19 protein-coding genes are annotated in these 18,569 nt (G+C 62.1%); 12 read left to right on the plus strand and 7 right to left on the minus strand.

Going from position 1 to position 18,569, the window contains the following annotated elements:
* Positions 1 to 17 precede the first annotated feature (17 nt).
* From ABIE49_RS11355 to ABIE49_RS11385, 7 genes are all read right to left on the minus strand, one after another.
* A complete protein-coding gene (locus tag ABIE49_RS11355) occupies positions 18 to 1,187 on the minus strand; it encodes a mandelate racemase/muconate lactonizing enzyme family protein (RefSeq protein WP_192740082.1) in 1,170 nt (389 codons plus the stop codon).
* 150 nt (positions 1,188 to 1,337) lie between these two features.
* Positions 1,338 to 1,595, minus strand: a complete 258-nt coding sequence (locus ABIE49_RS11360; RefSeq protein WP_192740083.1) for a DUF3297 family protein — start codon at positions 1,593 to 1,595, stop codon at positions 1,338 to 1,340.
* The gene (locus ABIE49_RS11365) at positions 1,592 to 2,068 is read right to left on the minus strand and encodes a glutathione peroxidase (protein WP_192740084.1); all 477 of its coding nucleotides are present in this window, start codon (positions 2,066 to 2,068) and stop codon (positions 1,592 to 1,594) included. The genes ABIE49_RS11360 and ABIE49_RS11365 overlap by 4 nt, the downstream gene beginning before the upstream one ends.
* Positions 2,069 to 2,140: 72 nt before the next feature.
* On the minus strand, positions 2,141 to 3,541 hold the full coding sequence (locus tag ABIE49_RS11370) for an amidase family protein (RefSeq protein WP_192740085.1): 1,401 nt from the start codon (positions 3,539 to 3,541) through the stop codon (positions 2,141 to 2,143).
* A 70-nt stretch (positions 3,542 to 3,611) separates the two neighbouring features.
* Positions 3,612 to 4,178 carry a c-type cytochrome gene (locus ABIE49_RS11375; RefSeq protein WP_192740086.1) on the minus strand — a complete coding sequence of 189 codons (567 nt, stop codon included), beginning with the start codon at positions 4,176 to 4,178 and terminating at the stop codon, positions 3,612 to 3,614.
* A 147-nt stretch (positions 4,179 to 4,325) separates the two neighbouring features.
* Positions 4,326 to 5,609: a PQQ-dependent sugar dehydrogenase gene (locus ABIE49_RS11380; protein ID WP_192740087.1), complete on the minus strand. Its 1,284-nt coding sequence runs from the start codon at positions 5,607 to 5,609 to the stop codon at positions 4,326 to 4,328.
* 265 nt (positions 5,610 to 5,874) lie between these two features.
* A complete protein-coding gene (locus tag ABIE49_RS11385) occupies positions 5,875 to 6,132 on the minus strand; it encodes a DUF6894 family protein (protein ID WP_192740088.1) in 258 nt (85 codons plus the stop codon).
* Positions 6,133 to 6,438: 306 nt separating this feature from the next.
* Between ABIE49_RS11385 and pqqA the strand changes: the two genes are divergently transcribed.
* The 12 genes from pqqA to ABIE49_RS11445 all read left to right on the plus strand — a co-directional run bounded on the left by pqqA (position 6,439) and on the right by ABIE49_RS11445 (position 18,552).
* Positions 6,439 to 6,519, plus strand: coding sequence for a pyrroloquinoline quinone precursor peptide PqqA (pqqA, locus tag ABIE49_RS11390; RefSeq protein ID WP_012029362.1), 81 nt, complete (start codon positions 6,439 to 6,441; stop codon positions 6,517 to 6,519).
* Between the two features lie 148 nt (positions 6,520 to 6,667).
* Entirely contained in the window at positions 6,668 to 7,597 is a 930-nt protein-coding gene (gene pqqB / locus ABIE49_RS11395; RefSeq protein ID WP_192740089.1) for a pyrroloquinoline quinone biosynthesis protein PqqB, read from the plus strand.
* Between the two features lie 20 nt (positions 7,598 to 7,617).
* Positions 7,618 to 8,373, plus strand: coding sequence for a pyrroloquinoline-quinone synthase PqqC (gene pqqC / locus ABIE49_RS11400; RefSeq protein ID WP_210337537.1), 756 nt, complete (start codon positions 7,618 to 7,620; stop codon positions 8,371 to 8,373).
* 32 nt (positions 8,374 to 8,405) lie between these two features.
* Positions 8,406 to 8,717, plus strand: coding sequence for a pyrroloquinoline quinone biosynthesis peptide chaperone PqqD (gene pqqD, locus ABIE49_RS11405; RefSeq protein WP_192740091.1), 312 nt, complete (start codon positions 8,406 to 8,408; stop codon positions 8,715 to 8,717).
* Positions 8,714 to 9,919 carry a pyrroloquinoline quinone biosynthesis protein PqqE gene (gene pqqE / locus ABIE49_RS11410; protein ID WP_192740092.1) on the plus strand — a complete coding sequence of 402 codons (1,206 nt, stop codon included), beginning with the start codon at positions 8,714 to 8,716 and terminating at the stop codon, positions 9,917 to 9,919. Before pqqD ends, pqqE begins: the two co-directional genes overlap by 4 nt.
* On the plus strand, positions 9,909 to 10,889 hold the full coding sequence (gene pip, locus ABIE49_RS11415) for a prolyl aminopeptidase (protein ID WP_192740093.1): 981 nt from the start codon (positions 9,909 to 9,911) through the stop codon (positions 10,887 to 10,889). The genes pqqE and pip overlap by 11 nt, the downstream gene beginning before the upstream one ends.
* 132 nt (positions 10,890 to 11,021) lie before the next feature.
* Complete coding sequence (locus tag ABIE49_RS11420) at positions 11,022 to 11,693, plus strand: DUF4286 family protein (protein ID WP_192740094.1); 672 nt, start codon at positions 11,022 to 11,024, stop codon at positions 11,691 to 11,693.
* A 239-nt stretch (positions 11,694 to 11,932) separates the two neighbouring features.
* Positions 11,933 to 13,732 (plus strand): FAD-dependent oxidoreductase, encoded by a 1,800-nt coding sequence (locus tag ABIE49_RS11425; RefSeq protein ID WP_192740095.1) that lies wholly within the window; start codon positions 11,933 to 11,935, stop codon positions 13,730 to 13,732.
* On the plus strand, positions 13,702 to 15,552 hold the full coding sequence (locus ABIE49_RS11430; RefSeq protein ID WP_192740096.1) for a 2-oxoacid:acceptor oxidoreductase subunit alpha: 1,851 nt from the start codon (positions 13,702 to 13,704) through the stop codon (positions 15,550 to 15,552). The genes ABIE49_RS11425 and ABIE49_RS11430 overlap by 31 nt, the downstream gene beginning before the upstream one ends.
* Positions 15,549 to 16,604 carry a 2-oxoacid:ferredoxin oxidoreductase subunit beta gene (locus ABIE49_RS11435; RefSeq protein WP_192740097.1) on the plus strand — a complete coding sequence of 352 codons (1,056 nt, stop codon included), beginning with the start codon at positions 15,549 to 15,551 and terminating at the stop codon, positions 16,602 to 16,604. The genes ABIE49_RS11430 and ABIE49_RS11435 overlap by 4 nt, the downstream gene beginning before the upstream one ends.
* A gap of 237 nt (positions 16,605 to 16,841) precedes the next feature.
* On the plus strand, positions 16,842 to 17,705 hold the full coding sequence (locus ABIE49_RS11440; protein ID WP_354066757.1) for a DUF4344 domain-containing metallopeptidase: 864 nt from the start codon (positions 16,842 to 16,844) through the stop codon (positions 17,703 to 17,705).
* Between the two features lie 442 nt (positions 17,706 to 18,147).
* Positions 18,148 to 18,552, plus strand: a complete 405-nt coding sequence (locus ABIE49_RS11445) for a hypothetical protein (protein ID WP_192740099.1) — start codon at positions 18,148 to 18,150, stop codon at positions 18,550 to 18,552.
* Positions 18,553 to 18,569 lie beyond the last annotated feature (17 nt).

Here is an 18,569-nt window from a genome sequence, read left to right on the forward strand (position 1 = left end):
GGCTCGGAAAACCATTCTCACGCCGCCAGCGCCTTCATTTCCTTGTAGAGATCGGATTTGCCCTCAAAGACGATACCCGGCAAATCAGGCATGGTGATGTGGCCATTCTCGACGCGAACGCCATCCGGAAAACCGCCATAGGGCTGGAACAGGTCGGGATAGCTCTCATTGCCGCCGAGCCCGAGACCGGCGGCGATATTGAGCGACATCTGGTGGCCGCCATGCGGGATGCAGCGGCTGGCCGACCAGCCATGGGTCTTCAAGGCTTCAAGCGTGCGCTGATATTCGCAGAGGCCGTAGGACAGCGCGCAGTCGAATTGCAGCCAGTCGCGGTCCGGCCGCATGCCGCCGTAGCGGATCAAGTTCTTCGCATCCTGATGGCTGAAGAGATTTTCACCGGTCGCCATCGGCGCCGGATAGAATTCGGCGAGAGCTGCCTGCAGCGCGTAATCGAGGGGGTCGCCAGCCTCCTCGTACCAGAACAGCGGATACTCCCGCAGCATTTTTGCATACGCAATCGCGGTTTCCAGATCGAAGCGGCCATTCGCGTCCACCGCGAGCTGCGCCTGATTGCCGATTTCCTTCAGCACCGCTTCGATGCGTTCGCGGTCTTCCGCGATCGGCGCGCCGCCGACCTTCATCTTGACGACGTTGTAGCCACGGTCGAGATAGCCGCGCATTTCGCCGCGCAGCGCGGAGAGATCCTTGCCGGGATAGTAGTAACCACCGGCGGCATATACGAAGACGCGCGGATTGGCTTTAAGGCCATGGCGCTCGGCAAGCAGCCGGAACAACGGCTTGCCCCCGATCTTCGCCACCGCATCCCACACCGCCATGTCGATGGTGCCGACCGCGACCGAGCGCTCGCCATGGCCGCCGGGTTTTTCGTTGGACATCAATGTCGACCAGACCTTGTCGGGATCGAGATTTGCGCCTGATGCATCGAGCAGCGACTTCGGATCGGCCTCCTTGAGCCGCGGCGCAAAGCGCTCGCGGATCAGGCCGCCCTGCCCGTAGCGGCCGTTGGAATTGAAGCCATAGCCGACCACGCGCCTGCCATCGCGCACGACGTCGGTGACGACGGCGACGAGGCTCGTCGTCATTTTGGTGAAGTCGATATAGGCGTTACGGATCGGCGAGGAGATCGGCTTTGTGATTTCGCAGACGTCGACGATGCGGACGGACATGGTGGTGGCTTTCGAAAGCAGAATTTAGGTCGAGGGTCTCTATCCCGTCATTGCGAGCAAAGCGAAGCAATCCATCTAGCCGCAGGGAAAGAAAGAATGGATTGCTTCGTCGCTTCGCTCCTCGCAATGACGAGGAGGCATCGTTCGGGGTTACGCTTTGTCCCGGAAGTACGGCTCGACCGGGCCATGAACCTTGATCGTCAATGGATTGCCGAAGCGGTCCTTGGCATTTCCCGCGGTGACGCGGATCCAGCCCTCGCTGATGCAGTATTCCTCGACATTGGTCTTCTCGGCGCCCTTGAAGCGGATGCCGACGTCGCGCGACAGCAGTTCTTCGTTGTAGTAGGGGCTGCTCGGATTGGTCGACAGGCGGTCGGGGAACGCGTCGGTTTCGGTTTTCTCGTTCATAGCAGTGCCTCGATTTCTCTTCTCAGTGCTTCGGGGGTCACGGTCGGTGCATGGCGCCCCACCACCTTGCCCGAACGGTCGATCACGAATTTGGTGAAATTCCATTTGATCGACGAGCCCAGCAGGCCCGATCGTTCGTTCTTCAGGTATTCATACAGCGGGTGCGCCTTGCTGCCGTTGACGTCGATCTTGGCGAACATCGGAAACGTCACGTGAAATCTGGTTTCGCAGAACGCCTCGATTTGTTTTGCGTCGCCCGGCTCCTGCGCGCCGAACTGGTTGCAGGGAAAACCCAGCACCGCAAAACCGCGCGGCGAAAGTTCGCGATGCAAGGTTTCCAGGCCCTTGTATTGCGGCGTGAATCCGCAGGCGCTGGCGGTGTTGACGATCAGCAGCACCTGACCCTCGAACCGCCTGAGCGGAACCTCTTCGCCGGCCAGCGACTGTGCCGTGAAATCATAGATAGCTGACATCGAACCTTCGGTCTCTTGTTTGACGCGTTTTCTTTACGCGAACCGGTGTCCACTTCGCTTGAAAACGCTCTGTTAGCTTGCCGGATCGATCGCCGCCGACGGCGTTCCGCCGGCTTCGATCGCCTCGCCCGCGGCAAGGCAGAGATCCTCCCGGTAACGGCCGGAGACCAGCTGAACGCCGACCGGAATCCGTCCCACCAAGCCTGTCGAGACCGTTAGCCCGGGCAGCCCCATGAAGGGAATGGCAATCTGCGGCAATTGGGCGTGCCAGACCCTCGCAAAAGACGCCTCGTCCTTGCGGTCAAGGTGGTCGGGGAACGGCAATTCGCCCGATACCGGCATCAGCAGCACCGGGTATTGTTCGAAGAATTCCAGCCATTCACGGGTCAGCGTCGCGCGCCGGGTCAGCGCCTTCGAGAACGAAGCGGCATCGAACGGAAACACTTTTGTCCGGTTGCCGCGCAGACAGGCCAGCGCGCCGGGATCGCCCTCACGCTCGGCGGTCTCCAGCTGCGCCTCATAGCTGTCGCCGAGCCAGAGCTTGGTCTGCAGATTGGCGGGCTCGCGCAGCGGCGGCGTATTGGCGATTTCCTCGACGATCCAGCCCGCGCGCTCCAGCCGCTTGCCGGCGTCGGCAACGGCGGCTTTCACCTCCGGTACGGGATCGAGGCCATCAGGATTGAGGCACATCGCGACGCGCTTTGGCACCGGCGGGCCTTCCAGCGGCGCCGGCACCCACCAGGGATCGCGACAATCCCGGGCCGACATCGCCGCCAGGGCGATCCGGATATCGCCGATCGTCCGCGCCAGAGGGCCTGACACGGCGCTGATCTGGGGACCAATCGTGCGCTCGGGGAGCGCGGCGTTGAACGCCGGGATCCGGCCCATCGTCGGCCGCAGGCCATGGACGCCGCAGGCATAGGCCGGGTAGCGGATCGAGCCCGCGATATCGGTGCCGTGCGCGATATGCCCGATGCCGGCCGCGACCGCAGCACCCGCGCCGCCCGAGGAGCCGCCCGGCGTGATGCCGGGATCGCGGGGATTTTTGGTATCGCCATGCACGAGATTGGTGGTGAACCAGCGATAGGAAAAGGCCGGGCAATTGGTCCGCCCCAAAATGACGGCGCCGGCCTTGTAGAGGTTATCGATCACGGGGCTGTTGTCCGCCGCAATGGCCTCGCGCTGCAGCTTCAGGCCGTTGGTGGTGGCAAAGCCCTTCTGGTCGATATTGACCTTCACGGTAATGGGTACGCCGCCCAAGGGGCCGACATCCTCGCCCCGCCCGATCGCGGCATCGATCGCCGCGGCCTGCGCCAGCACCTCGGCCGGCTTGTGGTCGACCACGGCATTGATCTGGGGATTGACCGCGTCCAGCCGCGCCAATGCTGACGTGGCCGCCTCCGTTGCCGAGACCTTTTTTGTCTTGATCAGCGAGGCCAGCTCCGCGGCCGACAGGCGCCAGATTTCTTGCATGGGAAACTCCGTTTGACCGCCTTGTAGCGCCGCGCGAACGGCAACGCCAGCCGGGGCCGTGAACGGGGGTTTAGCGCAAATGGGCAATGAAATGAGCGAGATCGGCGATCTGCTCTGATGTGATCGGGCCCATCACGTCGGCCATGCTGCCGTCATAGCCGTGGCGGCTATTGTCCTTGTATTCGCCGAGCGTCTTGGCCAGATAATCCTCGCGCTGGTTGGCGATCCGCGGCACGTTTTCCTTGCCGGAATAATCCGGGTTGTGACAGCTGTTGCAGCGATGCTGCCGCCCCAGCGCCTGGCCGCGCTGCATCCGCGCGGGATCGCCGGCCTCAGCTGGTGGTGTGGGTTTGGGTATCTTCGCGATGAAATCGGAGAAGGTGCGCAGATCGTCGTCGGTCAGCGCCTTCGCCATCTCGTTCATCGGCTCAAAGCTGCGCAGCTTCTCGCGAAACATGAAGAGCTGGATCAGCGTGTAAGGCGCCTGCTGCGCGCCGAGCGAGGGCGTGTTTTCGGTCTCCGACTGTCCGCGTTCGCCATGACAGGCCAGACACGGCGCGATGCGCTCCTGGAAGGTTTCCGCGCTTGCGATTGAGGCGATCAGGGTGAACGCCAGCGCTGTTATTGTTTTACGCATCGAGCTTCCAGCAATGTTTCGTCGTCATTCCGGGGCGATGCAAGGCATCGAACCCGGAATCTCGAGATTCCGGGTCTGGTGCTTACGCACCAGCCCGGAATGACCAAGTAGCGTATTCGTCGCGTTGCTACTCACGACGAACGCCAATCACTTAGCGCCAGCCACCTTCTGCTTGCCGTAGGTGATGCGATAGACGGCGCCGTTGTAGTCGTCGGAGACCAGCAGCGAGCCGTCCTTCAGCTGCAGCACATCGACCGGGCGACCGATATACTTGTTGTCCTCGACGAACCCGGTGAGGAACGGCTCCACGGATTTGACTGACCCGTCCTTGTTCAGCCGGGCGATGAGGACGTCACCGCCAACCTTTTTGGTCCGGTTCCACGAACCATGGCGGGCGATGAAGATCGCGTTCTTGTAGGACTTCGGGAACATGTTGCCGGTGTAGAACCGCATGCCCAGCGCTGCGGAATGAGGGCCGAGCAGGCCGACCGGCGCGGTGTAGTCGCTGCAGGATTTCCCCCAGCCGAATTCGGGATCGACGATATTGCCCTGCAGGCAATAGGGCGCGCCGAAATGTTCGCCGACCTTGGTGATGCGGTTGAGCTCATCCTCCGGCACGTCCTCCGACATCCAGTCGCGGCCGTTGTCGGTGAAATAGAGCTGCTTGGTTTCCGGGTGCCAGTCGAATCCCACTGTCTGGCGCACGCCGCGCGCGAGCACTTCGGCGCCGGAGCCGTCGAGATTCATGCGCCTGATCTGGCCGTGGGCATCGGAATGCAGCACGTTGTTGCCGGGCTGCCCGACCGGAACGTACAGCTTGTTGTCGGGGCCGATGCCGATGAACTTCCAGCCATGGGCTTCGTCCTTCGGCAGATTGTCGTAGATCACGGTCGGCTTCCGCGCGTTGTCCAGATTGTCCTCGATCTTGTCGATCCTGGAGATCTTCGACAGTTCGGCGATGTAGAGCGTGCCGTCCTTGAACGCGAGGCCGTTCGGACGATAGAGGCCGGAAGCGATCACCTTCACCGAACGCTTGCCGTCCTTGTTGACGACCGCGTAGACCTTGTCGATGAGGCGGGTGCCGGCAAACACCGTGCCCTTGTCGCCTTCGATCAGCGAGCGCGCGTTGGCCATCCCGGCGGCGTAGACTTCGATGTTGAAGCCGGCCGGCACCTTCAGCTTGGCGGTCGGCAATTTGTCGGGCGCGGCGGGGATCGGCGGCGGTGCGATCGGCGCGAGCTTGGCGGCGGCTTCGTTATCGGCAGGCCGGCCGATCAAGGGCGAGCCCGGCGGAAGCGGGGCTGCGGCTGCCGGCGCCGCACCTGCCGCAGGCGGCGTGGCGGGCTGCTGCGCTGCAGCGGTCAACGTCAATGCACCGAAAAAAGCACCGGCCAGCAACAGGCTGCGCGGCGCCGACGAATAGCTCTTCATGGCATTCTCCCTGGCGGGAGCCTTATCCTCGCGCGGCAAACATGATCCGCCGGTGGCCCCCCGGGCGGCACTCTCTAATATTTGTCCGTACATTTGCAATCGGAAAACATCGGTGGCGATCGGTCACTCACCGTCATTCCGGGGCGATGCGCAGCATCGAACCTCAGATGTGCATTTGCACACCGGGGAATCTCGAGATTCCCCGGTGCGCAATTGCGCACCTGCGGTTCACGCTATCGCGCGCCCCGGAATGACGGAGGCTGAATCAATGCCGGGTGATGGAGCGATCCGGCGTGTCGAGGATGGCCTCCGTAAACGGAAACTCGAGCACGATCTCGCCCTCGTCGTCGGTGACCTCGATGGTCGCGTTCAGCAGCGCGCCGTCAGTGCCCTCGGTCTTGAGCAGTTCCCGGATCATGGCGCGCGCCATTTCCCAGGCGCGGTCGGGATCCCGCAGCACTTCGCCATCGGGATCGGAAATCAGCTCATCGCCGATACGGGTGTTGAAAAAATAGCGTGGCATCGGCGGTAACCTACTCCATGGATGCCCCGCAGCCGGAGGCCAGCCCATTTTTCACAAGTTCTTTATCTGAAGCCGGCAGCGCTCCGTCCAACGGAAAATCAGCATTCGCGGCGTTGCGATCAACCCGGAAACGCTTGATCCCACGCCGTTTTGACCACGGGCCTCCGCACAAAAACGTGAATTATCTCGCGATGCAACATGAAAACAGGGAGGACATACGGCAAAAAGATTTCACTGGCGAACTTTCTGATCCGCAGTACCTTATCTCCGAGGGCGAAGTTCGTCCGGTATCAAAAGGAGCGCCTAATGGCCTGGAAAGCACCAAAAATCGTCGAAGTGCCGGTCGGCATGGAAATCAACATGTATGCGTGCGCCGCCCGGAAGTAACCGGCAGCGATCGCCAAGGCTTAACGAGGTGGATCTTTGGTCCTGACACGTTCCCGAACGCGGAACTGTGTCTTTGGCCCTGATCCACCTCGTGGCGTTTCGACCCCACCGTTTGTGCTCAAGTTTTGAATTTGCCAGGAGACGGATCATGCTTCGCGTCGTCGTCCTGGGCGCCGCGGCGGGCGGCGGCGTTCCGCAGTGGAACTGCGGATGTCCGGTGTGCCGGACGGCCCGCAACGAACATCCCGAGCTCCAGAGCACGCAGGCCTCGATCGCGGTCAGCGCCGACGGCGAGCACTGGTTCCTGGTCAACGCCTCGCCCGATCTGCGCCAGCAATTGACCGCGACGCCGCAGCTTCATCCCAAGGCAGGCCAGCTCCGTCACAGTCCGATTGCGGGCGTCATTCTGACCAATGGCGAGATCGACGCGGTCGCAGGCCTGTTGTCGATGCGCGAGGGATCGCCCTTCACCCTCTATGCGCATGAACGGGTGCTTGCGATCCTCAAATCCAACAGCATCTTTAATGTGCTGAGCGAAACGAACGTGAAACGCCAGCCGATCGCGGTCGACCAGGCGTTCGAGCCTGAGTTGCCCGATGGTTCGCCATCCGGCATCGAAATCCTCCCCTTCGAGGTTCCCGGCAAGGGCGCGTGGTATCTCGAAGGCAAGGCGCATCCGGCCGGCGGCAGTGGCGTGGGCGATACGCTCGGGCTTCGCATCCTGGACAAGACAAGCGGCAAATATCTCTATTTTGTTGCCGCCTGCGCGCGGGTGACCGACGATCTGAAGGCGCGGCTGAAAGGTGCCGCACTGGTGTTCTTTGACGGCACGGTGTGGCGCGACGACGAACTGGTTGCCGCGGGCCTCGGCAACAAGACCGGGCAAAGCATGGGACACATATCGATGTCAGGCGAGGACGGCGCGATCGCAAGCCTTGAAGGACTCGACATCGGGCGCAAGATGTTTTTGCATATCAACAACTCCAACCCCGCCTTGCTGCACAGCTCGGACGAGCGCAAAACCGCCGAGCAGGCCGGCTGGCACATCCCCGCCGATGGAATGGAGATCACGCTGTGAGCGTCGTGCCCGTCACCAGAATGACCGCGCTATCGATCGGCAAAGGCATTTCGCTCAATAACGCCGAGGAACTGGAGGCGACGCTGCGCCACATCGGCGCGACGCGCTATCACAATCTGCATCCGTTCCACCGGCTGCTGCATGGCGGCAAGCTCAACAAGGGCCAGGTGCAGGCCTGGGCGCTGAACCGGTATTTTTACCAGAGCACGATCCCGCTCAAGGATGCGATGGTGATCTCGCGGTTCCGCGACCGTACGACCCGCGTCGAATGGCGGCACCGGATCGAGGACCATGACGGCGATTTGGGCAGCGAAGGCGGCATTGAGCGCTGGCTCAAGCTGACCGAGGGCCTCGGGCTCGACAGCGCCTATGTGGAATCGACCGAAGGCATCCTTCCCGCGACGCGTTTTGCGGTCGAGGCCTACGTGCATTTCTGCCGCGACAAGACGCCGCTTGAGGCGATCGCCTCTTCGCTGACGGAACTGTTCGCGCCGAACCTGCATGAAGAGCGCATCTCGGGCATGCTGCAGCACTATGATTTCGTCAACCCCGACATCATGAGCTATTTCAGCCGCCGCCTGCAGCAGGCGCCGCGCGACGCCGGATTCGCGCTCGACTACGTCAAGGCGCACGCCAGGACGCCGGCGGAGCGCGAGGCGGTCTGCAACGCCCTGATCTTCAAAACCAATGTGCTATGGGTTCAGCTCGATGCGCTGTATCATGCCTATGTCGACGGCCATATACCGCCCGGCGCGTTCGTCCCCCAAGAGGGCTGAAGCCGAAACCACAAACCAGGAATTAGCGATCGATGGCAGTAAGCCGCAACATCAGTGTCAGCGAGGCGAGCCGGCCGAAATTGCCGCGGCACGCCAAGCTGAAATTCGATGAGACGCGGCAGGTCTGGGTGATCCTGGCGCCGGAGCGCGTGCTGGCGCCGGACGAGATCGCGGTCGAAGTGCTGCAGCTTTGCGACGGTGTTCGCAGCGTCTCTGATATGATCGATCAGCTGACCGCGAAATACGCCGCGCCCCGTGAGGCAATTGCAACCGACGTCATCACGATGCTGCAGGACCTCGCCGACAAGGGCTTTCTGACCGAAGCGCGCGAGAAGACGTCATGAGCGACATTCTCACCGACGGCAAAGCGGCAACTGCGCCCCATGACGGGCTCTCGGTGCTGGAGCAGCGGCGCTCGACGGCGGAGACGTTCGGCATTCCGCTCGCGGTGCTGGCCGAGCTGACGCACCGCTGCCCGCTGCAATGCCCCTATTGCTCCAATCCGCTCGAACTCGACCGCGGCGGCACTGAGCTCACCACCGAGGAATGGAAGAAGGTTTTGACCGAGCTTGCCGAAATCGGCGTGCTGCAGATCCATTTCTCCGGCGGCGAGCCGACCGCGCGCAAGGATCTGGTCGAACTGGTCCAGCACGCCAGCGATGTCGGGCTCTACAGCAATCTCATTACTTCCGCTGTGTTGCTGACAAAACCAAAACTGTCTGATCTGGCTGATGCCGGGCTGTGCCACGTGCAGATCAGTTTTCAGGGCAACGAGCCCATGGTGGCCGACCGCGTCGCGGGCCTGAAGAAGTCGCATGAGAAGAAGCTGGAGGTCGCGAAGTGGACGCGCGAACTCGACCTGCCGCTGACGGTCAACGCGGTCATGCACCGCCAGAACCTGCATCAGCTGTCCGACATCATCCAGATGGCGGTCGATCTCGACGCCGACCGGCTCGAGGTCGCCAACGTGCAGTACTACGGCTGGGCGCTGAAGAACCGCGCCGCCTTGATGCCGACCGTGGCGCAAATCGAGGAGACCAGCCGCATCGTCGAGGAAGCCGAAGTGCGGCTGAAGGGCATTCTCGCGATCGACTACGTCGTGCCGGATTATTACGCGCTGCGGCCGAAGAAATGCATGGGTGGCTGGGGCCGGCAATTCTTCAACATCTCGCCCGCGGGCAAGATCCTGCCGTGTCACGCCGCCGAGAGCATCACCGGGCTCGAATTCCTTTCGGTGCGATCCAATCACTCGATCGCCTGGATCTGGCAGAACTCCGAAGCCTTCAACCGCTATCGCGGCACCGGCTGGATGCCCGAGCCGTGTCAGAGCTGTGAGTTCAAGGAGATCGATTTCGGCGGTTGCCGCTGCCAGGCCTTCGCGCTGACCGGCGATGCCGGCAACACCGATCCGGCCTGCACGCTGTCGCCGATGCATGAGCAGATCTTCAAGCAGGCCGAGCAGGAAGCAGCCTCCGACAATAACCGTTTCCTCTATCGCAATTTCGCCGGCGGCACGCTGGAGACGGAAGGCGAGCATGGCGCCTGACGCCGACGCCGGAAAATCCGCCAAACGCGCCGATCCGTTTGCACCGCTGACCTCGGAGCAGTTCGATGTCGGCGATGGCCACGACATCTATGTCGAGAGCGTCGGCCGCATCGGCGGCATTGCGGCGGTCTATCTGCATGGCGGGCCCGGCAGCGGTTGCCAGCCCGATCACCGCCGGCTGTTCGACCCTGAAAGATTCCATGCCGTGTTGTTCGACCAGCGCGGCGCCGGCCGCAGCCGCCCCAAGGGCCGGCGTGAAGACAATACCCTGCCGCATCTGATTGCGGACATGGAGAAGATCCGCGAGAAATTCGGTTTTGAGGGCTGGATGATCGTCGGCGGCTCCTGGGGCGCGACGCTGGCGCTGGCCTATGCGCAAGCGCATCCCGACCGCGTCACCGGCATCGTGCTGCGCGCCACTTTCCTTGGCACCCGCAAGGAGATCGAGGATGGATTCCTCGACGTGCTGCCGCGCTTCTATCCGGCGCTGCATGCGGAGTTCCTCGACGTGTTGCCGCCAGCGGAACGCACGCAACCGATCGATGCTTATTTCCGCCGTATCCTTGATCCCGATACCGCCGTGCATGGCCCGGCCGCACGGGCCTGGGGCGAGACCGAACGCATCCTCTCCGAGCACACACCTAGTCGCGCCCGGCTCGATCCGGTCAACTCGTCGCGCGCCCTGCCCGCCACGCCGTTCATGGAAGCGCATTATTTCGCCAATGACTGCTTCATGCGGCCGAACCAGCTCATCGAAGAGGCCGGCAAGCTTGCTGACATTCCCGGTATCATCGTGCAGGGCCGTTATGATTTGCTGTGCCCGCCGGCGACCTCGCATGCGCTTGCCGCGGTGTGGCGCGAAGCCGAAATTCGCCTGGTCGAAGGCGCCGGCCACACGCTGTACGATTCCGGCGTCCGTGACGCCGTGATGAAAGCGGTCGCGGATATGGCTTCGAGAATTGTCAAATGAGCTCTATCTCCTCATCCTGAGGAGCCGCGAAGCGGCGTCTCGAAGGACGAGGCCACCAGTTGGGCCTGCATGGTTCGAGACGCCGCGTTGCGGCTCCTCACCATGAGGGCTTGATGGCGAAGGAGTAAGGAAATGCCGATAGCCGGAAAAGGCATGCTGCTGACGTCGATGAACATCGATGCCGCCGACGAGGCCGAATTCAACCGCTGGTACGACCGCGAACATCTCGAAGAGCGCGTCGCGATGCCCGGTTTCCTCGAAGCGCGGCGCTATGTCGCGCACGACGGCGACCCGAAATATCTCAGCCTTTATTCCACCGAAAGCATCGAGGTGCTGGACAGCCCGTTCTACCGCACCGCGCTCGCCAACCAGACCGCCTGGTCGAAGGCCAACATTGCCCGCTTCAAGAACATGATCCGGGGCGTATCGCGTATCACGATCAGCCGCGGCACCGGTCGTGGCGCCGTGCTGGGCATCATCCGGCTGCGGCCTTCGGCCGGCGGCGAGGACAAACTACGTACCGCACTGCGGGATCAACTCGATCCCGCGAAACTCGACGGCATCATCTCCATGCACCTGCTGGAGAACAATCCGACGCTGTCGAAACCGATCACCGATGACCCCGCAGCGCCCAATCCCGGCGCCGGCGACTGGTTCGTGCTGATCGACGCCACCGATGTCGGCGCAGTCCCGGCGGCCGCGGCGCGCTTCAAGGACAACGCCGCGATCAAGCCGCTGGTGGTGACGAGCGGCGTTTACCGGCTGATGTGGGACCTCGCGAAGAGCGATCTGCCCAGCGCGTAGCATTGGCGACAATGCGCTGCGTTCATGCTGCACCGCCATATAATATCAGCGAGTATTAACGTTCACGCGTGCCTGCATTGAAAGCTGGCGATCGCGCAAAATTGCCTTTGTGACTCGTCTGGAATGGCTCTAAGCTCCGATAAGATAAGCCTATGATCCAATTCAAAAACCACAAGAACGCCTACTGAGCGTTCAGGCAACAAGGCCGCGTTTGGATTGCTGACGCGGAAAAGGCAGGAATGAAACCGACTGACATCTCGGCGCCGGACTACTTTCACAAAGTGGTTGATTGCCAATGGGCCTGTCCCGCTCACACGCCAGTTCCCGAATACATCCGTTTGATTGCCGAGGGGCGTTATAGCGACGCCTACATGATCAACTGGAAATCGAACGTGTTTCCCGGAATTCTGGGACGCACCTGCGATCGCCCATGCGAGCCGGCCTGCCGCCGCGGCCGCGTCGAGGAAACACCCGTTGCGATCTGCCGGCTGAAGCGCGTCGCCGCCGACTTCAAGGACGACGTCAAGCACCGCATGCCGAAGGTATCGGCGAAGAATGGCAAGCGCATCGCGCTGGTCGGCGGTGGTCCCGCTTCGCTTGCGGTGGCGCGCGATCTCGCGCCGCTCGGCTATCATTGCACGGTGTTCGATGCCGATCCCAAGGCGGGCGGCATGATGCGCAGCCAGATTCCAAAGTTCCGGCTGCCGGATTCGGTGATCGACGAGGAAACCGATTACATCCTAAACCTCGGCATCGAGTTCAAGGGCGGTCATCGCATCGACAGCCTGAAGCAGCTGATGGCTGAAAATTATGATGCGATTTTCGTCGGCTCTGGCGCACCGCGCGGCCGCGAACTCGACATCCCCGGCCGCAAGGAGGCCGCCGCCAACATCCATATCGGCATCGAATGGCTGGCTTCGGTTTCGTTCGGCCATGTCGAGAAGATCGGCCGCCGCGTGATCGTGCTCGGCGGCGGCAATACCGCGATGGATTGCTGCCGCACCGCGCGCCGCCTCGGCGGCGAAGACGTCAAGGTGATCGTGCGTTCCGGCTTCGAGGAAATGAAGGCGAGCCCCTGGGAAAAGGAAGACGCCATTCACGAGGACATTCCGATCCTCAATTTCATGGTGCCGGTGGGATTCAAGCATGTTGCCGGCAAGCTCATCGGCGTCACCTTCCAGAAGGTGAAGGCGGAATACGACGCCAAGGGCCGGCGCAATCTCGTGCCCGCGGGCGAGCCGGACCAGACCATTCCCTGCGACGACGTGCTGGTCGCGGTCGGACAGGAAAACGCCTTCCCCTGGATCGAGCGCGACTGCGGCATCGAGTTCGACAAGTGGAACATGCCGCAGGTCGATGCCAAGACGTTCGCTTCGACCAACCCGAAGGTGTTCTTCGGCGGCGACGCGGCGTTCGGCCCCAAGAACATCATCTGGGCGGTGGCGCATGGCCATGACGCCGCGCTGTCGATCCACAAGATGCTCTCCGGCGAGGATATCACCGAGCGCCCGCTCCCCGAAGTGAATGTCTCTTCGCAGAAGATGGGCATCCACGAGTGGAGCTACGACAACGACATCTCCGCCGACAAGCGCTACAAGGTGCCGCACCGCGACAAGGTGATTGCGCTCAAGGACATCCGCGCCGAGGTCGAACTCGGCTACGACGTCAAGCTCGCGCTCGGCGAGGCGCAGCGCTGCCTGAACTGCGACATTCAGACGATTTTCAGCGCGCCCGCCTGCATCGAATGCGACGCCTGCGTCGACATCTGCCCGATGGATTGCATCACCTTCACGGAGAACGGCGAGGAAGAGGATCTGCGGACCCGGCTGAAAGCGCCCTCACCGCGTAACGACCAGGCGCTCTATCTCGCCGACGGGCTCAAGACCGGGCGCGTCATGGTGAAGGACGAAGACGTCTGCCTGCATTGCGGGCTCTGCGCCGAGCGTTGCCCCACCGGAGCCTGGGACATGCAGAAGTACCTCATCGATATGACTCACGCGGGATCAACATGTCAGTCCAAAGCCCGATCAGCAGCGTAAACGACTTCGTCGTCCGTTTCGCCAACGTCAACGGCTCGGGTTCGGCCAGCGCCAACGAGCTGTTCGCGCGCTCGATCCTGCGTCACGGCGTGCCGGTGAGCCCGCGCAACATCTTCCCTTCCAACATCCAGGGGCTGCCGACCTGGTACGAGGTGCGGGTGACCGAGGAAGGCCATCTCGGCGCCCGCGGCGGCGTCGACATGATGGTGGCGATGAACCCGCAGACCTGGGACAAGGACGTCGCCTCGATCGAGCCCGGCGGCTATCTGTTCTACGATTCCACCAAGCCGATGCCGACGTCGAAATTCCGCGCCGACATCAACGTCATCGGCGTGCCGCTGACCGCGATCACCAACTCGACCTATACCGATCCGCGTCAGCGCCAGCTGTTCAAGAACATCATCTATCTCGGCGCGATGTGCGCCCTGCTCGACATGGACCCGAAGATCGTCGAGCAATTGATATCAGAACAGTACAAGGGCAAGGAAAAACTGTTGTCCTCGAACGTCCACGCGCTGCATCTCGGCCGCGACTGGGCGCTGCAAAACCTGAAATGCCCGATCGGCTTGCAGGTGAAGAAGGCGGACAAGGTCGGCGACCGCATCTTCATGGAAGGCAACAGCGCGGCTGCGCTTGGCGCCGTCTATGGCGGCGCCACCGTCTGCGCCTGGTATCCGATCACGCCGTCGTCGTCGGTGGCCGAGGCCTTCACCAGCCACTGCAAGAAGCTGCGGCACGACCCCGAAACCGGCAAGGCCAAATACGCCATCGTGCAGGGCGAGGATGAGCTCGCATCGATCGGCATGGTGATCGGCGCCTCCTGGAACGGCGCGCGCGCCTTCACCGCGACTTCCGGGCCCGGCGTCTCGCTGATGACGGAGTTCATCGGGCTTTCCTACTTTGCCGAAATTCCCGGCGTGATCATGAACATCCAGCGTGCCGGCCCCTCGACCGGCATGCCGACGCGCACCCAGCAATGCGACATCATCGCCTGCGCCTATGCTTCGCACGGCGACACCAAGCATATCCTGTTGTTCCCGGAAGACCCGGCGGAGGCGTTCGAGTTCGCGGCGCAATCGTTCGACCTCGCCGAACGGCTGCAGACCATGATCTTCCTGATGCTCGACCTCGACATCGGCATGAACCACCGGCTGTGCCGTCCCCTGAAGTGGGACGACGCCAGGCAGTATGACCGCGGCAAGGTGATGACCGCAGAGATGCTCGACGAGCCCGGCCGCGATTTCGGCCGCTATCTCGACGTCGACGGCGACGGCATTCCCTATCGCACCTATCCCGGCACGCATCCGACCAAAGGCTCGTTCTTCACCCGCGGCACCTCGCGCGACCGCTATGCGCGCTATTCCGAGGAAGGCGCGGTTTACGCCGACAACATGCAGCGGCTGGTGCGCAAGTTCGAGACCGCGCAGGACATGGTGCCGCGGCCGCTACAGGCCAACGCCACCAAGCCGACCAAATACGGCGTGATCTATTTCGGCTCGACCGCGCCGGCGATGGACGAGGCGATCGGCCTACTGGAGGCGCGCGGGCACCAGCTCGACCGCATGCGGATCCGCGCCTTTCCGTTCCACTCCAGCCTCGCCAGCTTCATTGCCGACCATGACTTCGTGTACGTGGTCGAGCAAAACCGCGATGCCCAGCTGCGCCAGTTGATCGTCAACGAGAACGACATCGATCCGGTGCGACTGGTGCCGATCCTGCACTATGACGGCACCCCGATCACCGCGCGCTTCATCGCCAGCGCCATCGGCGACCATCAGGACCATCTGAAAGTGACTCCTCTCCGCAAGGCCGTGTCATGACCTACATTGCAAAACCGAAATTCCACCATCCCGGCCTGCCGAAGAACGATCTCGGCTACACCCACCGGGACTACGAGGGCAAGATTTCGACGCTGTGCGCCGGCTGCGGTCACGACTCGATCACCGCCTCGATCATCGAGGCCTGCTACGAGCTGTCGATCGAGCCGCATCGCGTCGCCAAGATCTCCGGCATCGGCTGTTCCTCGAAAACGCCGGATTATTTCCTCGGCAATTCGCACGGCTTCAACTCGGTGCACGGCCGCATGCCGTCGGTCCTGACCGGCGCCAACCTTGCCAACCGCGACCTGATCTATCTCGGCGTCTCCGGCGACGGCGACAGCGCCTCGATCGGCTTCGGCCAATTCGCCCATTCGATCCGGCGCGGCGTCAACATGACCTATATCGTCGAGAACAACGGCGTTTACGGCCTGACCAAGGGCCAGTTCTCGGCCACCGCCGACCGCGGCTCGAAATCCAAGAAGGGTGTGATGAACACCGACAACGCCATCGATCTGGTGGCGATCGCGCTGCAGCTCGGCGCCAGTTTCGTGGCGCGCAGCTTCTCCGGCGACAAGACCCAGCTGGTGCCGCTGATCGCGGCCGCCATCCGCCACAAGGGCGCGTCATTCATCGACGTCATCAGCCCCTGCATCGCCTTCAACAACCACGCCGGCTCGACCAAGAGTTTTGACTACGTCCGCGAACATAATGACGCGGTCAACCGCCTCGACGTCATCACCAGCCGCGACCCCATCACCGTCGATTATGCCCCGGGCTCGGTGCAGGTGGTGGAGCAGCACGACGGCACCAGGCTGGCGCTGCGCAAGATCGACGCCGATTACGACGCCAATGACCGGCTGGCGGCGATGACCTTCCTGCAGAAGCACGCCGCCAAGGGCCAGGTGGTGACCGGCTTGCTCTATGTCGATCCCGACGCCGAGGACATGCACACCCATCTCGACACCGTCGAGACGCCGCTCAATACGCTGGAAGCCAAGGAATTGTGCCCCGGCTCGTCAGCGCTGGATAAGATCAACGCCAGCCTGCGGTAGGGCACGTCGTCGTCAGGTCGCAACGTCGGTGCATCCTGCAATGTGAGCGTTAGCCTCGGAAGCAGGCATCGGCTGGCGTGCCTGCTTGCGTACAGGCAATCATCGCGACCGCGCTTCTGACAACAAGCCCGACAGAGTTCGCTATCCACGGAATCCGGCGGGCGTGCTATGATTGCTCGACCACGCGTCGATGCACTTCCCGCCGTAAATTTTTATCATTCATAGTTGAGAAATATGATGTGGCATAAACCTGCTGCGATCGTCGCAATTCTGGCGGCAACGATCTTTTGGACCACCGGCAACGCAAACGCAGCCTCCAAGAGCAAGTCCAACCAAATCAAGTACGAGTACGTGCCGCCAAAGGATCCGGCGCACCAGCCGATCCTCGACCAAATGAGACAGGGCCGCGCACTCGAGCACCTGCAGGAATTGCTTAGTCCGATCCGCCTTCCCTACCCGCTGACGCTCAAGGTCGCGGGTTGCGACGGCGTCCCAAACGCCTGGTACAACGATGAAGTCATCACCGTGTGTTACGAAATGCTGGCGGAAATTTTGAAGAGCGCGCCGAAGCAAGATCTTCCTATCGGGGTTTCCCGGGCGGATACGGTCCTTGGCTCGAGTCTGGCGGTGTTTTTGCACGAGACCGCGCATGCGGTTTTCAACATGCTGCAAATACCGGTGCTCGGCCGCGAGGAAGACGCAGCCGATCAGTTCGCCGCCTACGTGATGCTCAGACTGGGGAAGGATGAAGCCCGCAGAATGATCCTGGGCTCCGCCTATCACCATGCGATCCAGATGCCAGGACCGCAGGTCACCGTTCCGATCCGGGCGCTTTCAGGTGAGCATTCGACGCCGGCGCAGCGGACGTTCAACATCTTGTGTGTCGCCTATGGTGCGGACAAGAAACTGTTCGCCGACATCGTCGAAAAGGAACTCCTCCCCAACGACCGGGCCGAAGTCTGCGCGCGGGAGTATGATGATCTCAACTTTGCCATGACAAAGCTGATCGGTCCGCACATTGACAAGCGTCTGGCCGGGAGATTTCACGAAGTCTGGGCGCGAACCGTCAGTACTCGTCGCGCATTCCTTGCGCGCCAGTAGGATTTTCGACGTCTGAGCACCGCGGCCGGCCAGGGAATTGTGCCCCGGCTCGTCAGCGCTGGAAAAGGTCAACGCCTACCTGCGGCAGAGCGGGACGTATGAAAAATGGGCCTGCCGAATGCAGCCGACCTTATTGTGCGCGTCTCAATGCGGTTGCACTGGTAGCAACGGAAAACCTTGATGAGTGGCTTGGCTCCGATAGCGGGCAGCTTGCCTAACAGCCGCATTTCGGCGTGGCACTTTTCGCATACTCGGATTTCCCGTATTGGCTGGCCCATCTCGATAGGATGTGTACGAAACCAGTCGGAACAATGGAGTTTTGCTCCGTAAGACTACGGCAAAAGAAGAGCCGCCCTTTCCGAGAGGGCGGCGATTAATGGAGTCTTAGGCTAGTCGTGCCGATGATCGACCTCTTGTGAACGCTCAAGCAAGAGGTTCCGCCGTGCTCAAGGATGGCACTTATTCGGCTTGGTTCAAGACCCCGGTAAGCCAAGGCACTGGCATCGTCCATGTTGCAGACGGCAGGATCTGGGGGCGCGACGGCGTCATGACCTACGAGGGGTCATGCGAAGTCGACGGCGACCGGTTCACCGCGGTCGTCATCACAAAAAAACACACCGGCGGGCTGCCAACCGTATTCGGCGATGATCAGGAGCTCGAGCTCAAGCTGCAGGGAACCTGCACCGGCAAGATAGCGACCTACATCGGAACGGCGGAACAGTTCCCAGGCCTGCTCCTGGAGGGAACGCTGATTTACAACGAGCAGTCGCGTCCTCCGGAGGCGAGCGAGCCCCTGCCAACATTCGATCCGCACAAACTGCCGAAACTGCCGACGCGCGGGCGCTGATCGCTCGGGAACGCCAG

This window comes from Bradyrhizobium sp. OAE829 (assembly GCF_040546575.1).
Taxonomy (GTDB): Bacteria; Pseudomonadota; Alphaproteobacteria; order Rhizobiales; family Xanthobacteraceae; genus Bradyrhizobium.